Source organism: Silanimonas sp. (genome assembly GCF_027530345.1).
Classification (GTDB): domain Bacteria; phylum Pseudomonadota; class Gammaproteobacteria; order Xanthomonadales; family Xanthomonadaceae; genus Silanimonas.
Genome location: NZ_JAPZQK010000038.1, coordinates 1 through 3,730 on the forward strand (window position 1 = coordinate 1; position 3,730 = coordinate 3,730).

The following is a 3,730-nucleotide window of genomic DNA, read 5'->3' on the forward strand; positions in this document are numbered from 1 at the left end:
GATGATCAAGATCATGGGCGTGCACGGCATGACCCGGGCGATCGCGGCCTGACGCATTCCATTCTTTACTCATCCGTAGCAGCGCGAACGCCCTTCGCTCCCGACGCCAGCGCGTCGGCGAGAAGTTTCCACACAGCCTCGACCCGAACCAGTCGCTCAGTTGAGGCCGGCGTGGCTCCAAGTCGCAGGACTACTTGGAATCGGGGGGCGTCGGTACCGAGGCCCCCCCGATCTTGAGAAGCAAGGTGTTTTGAAGCCCGAGCAGCTTCATACCGGCGCTCTCGAAGGTCCGCTTCTGGCCTATTCCGTTGAAAAACTCTGTTTCCGGCGGCAGTTCTGGTCTGGCGAAGTCGCCGCAAAGTCGATTGTTTTGATCCGCGCTACAAAAAAGTGGGCGCGCAAGCGCCCCTGATCCTCAAAAGGCGGTCGCCATTGCCGGTTCTGTGCCTTTTGGCATCAACCACACCGCCATTCTTCGCAAATTCTGCGCAGTCGCAGCCAATAGGAACTCATCTCGAGCGCCCTTCAGGCCGCGAAGTCGAAGCCGATCCAGCTTCAAGATGCGCTTCAAGTGTGCGAAGAGCATTTCAACCTTCTTTCGATGCCGTCGCGATCGCGCATAGGCCTCTGTCTTCGCAATCTGACGAGCGACGTCGCGCGCTGATTCGTTGACTTGGCGTGCAATCTTTCGGTTCGGTGTGTTGGGACAGCATCGTTCCTTCAACGGGCAGCTCACGCAGTCGCTGGCGCTCGCTCGATAGATGATGGTGTCGGCCTTGGTGACCCCGGATCGCGGCACCGTGAACTTCCTTCGGTCGCTACGAAGGGCCTTATCGGCGGGGCAACGATACTCGTTGTCTTCTGCACGCCACTCGAAATCGGAACGTGAGAGCGTTCCATCCGATCGCTCTGTCTTGTCCCATACCGGAACGTGCGGTTCGATCTGCTTTTCATCGACCATCCAGCCCAGCATTTCCGCAGTGCCATAGGCGGTGTCGCCAATCAGTCGAGTCGGCGAAAGATCGAAGCGTTGTTCGACCCGGTCGATCATCGTCTTGGTCGCATCTACTTCGTCACTCCGGTACGCCGGTGTGGCCTCGACATCGACGATGACCCCGGCCTTTACGTCGATCAGGTAGTTGGTCGAGTACGCATAGAACGCTGCTCCACCGGGTGCTGCGGTCCACTGCGAAGCCGGATCGGTCGTGGAGACATTCTTGGGCGTCCGGTGCGGTGTCTCGGCGTCGTCCAGCGCCTCGAGATACTCGCGGACCGGACGGGCGAGCGGCGACTCGCGATCCCAAGTCGCTTCGATGCCAGGGACACCTTTCTGACGATTGGCATCTGCTTTGATGACGCTGGCGTCTATGGCGAACCCCTCGCCTCCGACCAAACCTTCGGCGAGACAGCGATCAAGCACCTTCTCAAACACGAAGCGCAGTGTGTCGTTGTCGCGGAATCGCCCGTGGCGATTCTTCGAGAACGTCGAGTGATCGGGAACAGCATCTTCCAAGCCGAGCCGGCAGAACCAGCGATAGGCGAGGTTCAAGTGGACCTCTTCGCACAGCCGACGCTCCGAGCGAATTCCAAAGCAGTAGCCCACGATCAGCATCCTGATCAGCAACGCCGGATCAACGGATGGTCGGCCGGTATGGCTGTAGTGCGGGGCGAGGTGCTGGTGCAGTTCGCTCAGGTCGAGAAACCGATCAATCCCGCGGAGCATGTGGCTCGCCGGGACGTGGTCCTCGAGGTTGAAGGCGTAGAAGAGAGGCGCTTGTCCGGCGTCCTGACGTCCCATCATCGCTGCGGATTCCGCTGGATCGATGGGAGGTCAGTGAAGCAGCTTCAACAGTCCGCTTCAACCGAGTTTTTCAACGGAATAGACGGCGGTTTCATACGATCGATGCAACACATGGCTAGCTGCAGAGGCAGCGGGAGTGTTGCAAGTGAAACGAAGAACCCGGATCCGTTACACGGACTCCCAGAAAGGCCTGATGTGGGACCGTTGGCAGAAGGGCGAGTCGCTGCACCAGATCGCCAAGCTTTTCGACCGCAACCACACGTCGGTGCGCGGGATCATCGCTGCAACTGGCGGCATCCGTCCTGCGAGCCGGCGTAGGGCGGCTCGGGCACTGAGCCTGGTCGAGCGAGAGCATATCTCGCGCTCATTAGTCGCCGGCGCTTCGATTCGCTCAATCGCAGAGGGACTAGGTCGGGCGCCTTCGACGATAAGCCGCGAAATAGCGCGCAATGGAGGTGCCGAGCATTACCGCGCCAGCAATGCAGATCAGGCAGCGTGGGAGCGGGCACATCGACCCAAGACTTGTAAGCTTGCACTGCATCCTGCGTTGGCGAAGCGGGTGGCGGAAAAGCTGCAACAGCAGTGGTCGCCGCAGCAGATCGCCGGCTGGCTAATGCGTACCTTCCCCGACGATGCGACCTGCCAGGTGTCCCACGAGACCATCTACCGAACCCTCTTCATTCAGTCGCGCGGTGCGCTGAAGAAGGAATTGCTGGCACATCTGCGGCGAACGCGAGCCATGCGTCGCTCCCGCCACCATACCCAGAAGACAGCGGATCACGGCCGGATTTGCGACACGGTTTCGATTCGCGAACGGCCCGCCGAGGTCGAGGATCGAGCCGTACCGGGGCACTGGGAGGGAGATTTGCTGTTTGGCTCATCCAATAGCCAAATCGCGACGCTCGTGGAGCGCAGCACGCGATACGTGATGCTGGTAAGGGTTGGGAGCAAGGACACGAAGACAGTGATCGACGCGCTCATCAAGCATTCGCGCCAACTTCCAGCCCAGCTTTACCAATCGCTGACTTGGGATCGTGGCAAGGAGCTGGCTGACCACCGCCGATTCACTTTAGCGACGGACATCCAAGTCTACTTCTGCGATCCGCAGAGCCCATGGCAGCGCGGGTCAAACGAGAACACCAATGGCTTGTTGCGGCAGTACTTCCCGAAGGGGATCGATGTTTCGGGCTTCACGCAGACGCAGCTAGACCGAGTGGCGAGGCAACTGAACGAACGACCGCGCAAGACGCTGAAGTTCGAGACACCAACCGAGCGATATCGACAGGCTGTTGCATTGACCGGTTGAAACCGCCACCCAAAGCAGTTATTCGCTTGCATTGGCGTTTGTCGGGGCGAGCGCGAGCCCTTGTGATCTCCATAAGCAAGGGCGGAAGGCTCGATTCTCAGGTCGCTCGCCCGTCAATTGCTATCGCGACCCCTGATTGCTCGCGTGCAATAGCCAGGCGGACTCGCGTTGGAAAAAGCTGGCCCAATTGCGATGAACGACCTGAATGGCAAGCATGTGCCGGCAATCCGCGGAGAACACGCTGGTGTCATTGGCAGCTTATGTCCCTCTAAATCGACTCCTTTAGCACCCCCAAGCGGCCGGCCTACTCTTTAGTCCCCGTGTTCTCACCCCATATTCCGTCGTTCGTGGCGCATCCTTCGAGGACCTTGGGGTCCACCTAGGCCTGGCATCGCATTGTTTTGGCGAAGGGTTTCGGTCATTGACCCACGGCCGGGCAGCCGTGCACGCTTTTCATAGACCCCCACCTGGGGCACACAAGTAGTTAGCGGGGCGGCGGTGGACGATGGGCTTACGGATCGTCCGCGCGAGTGCGAGATTTCCTACGCATTTTTCCGTAGGTGCTCCGACTGCCGCGTCGTTGAAAAAACTGCTAGAACAGCAAGGCGACCGCACGCGGCGCA

Annotated in this window: 2 protein-coding genes; one reads left to right on the top strand and one right to left on the bottom strand. The window is 59.7% G+C overall.

The features are described from left to right. Positions 1–415 precede the first annotated feature (415 nt). Entirely contained in the window at positions 416–1,801 is a 1,386-nt protein-coding gene (locus tag O9255_RS13735; RefSeq protein WP_297867435.1) for an IS1182 family transposase, read from the bottom strand. Positions 1,802–1,946: 145 nt separating this feature from the next. Here O9255_RS13735 and O9255_RS13740 point away from each other — a divergent pair, with 145 nt between their 5' ends. Then, on the top strand, positions 1,947–3,107 hold the full coding sequence (locus O9255_RS13740) for an IS30 family transposase (protein ID WP_297867436.1): 1,161 nt from the start codon (positions 1,947–1,949) through the stop codon (positions 3,105–3,107). Positions 3,108–3,730: the final 623 nt, after the last annotated feature.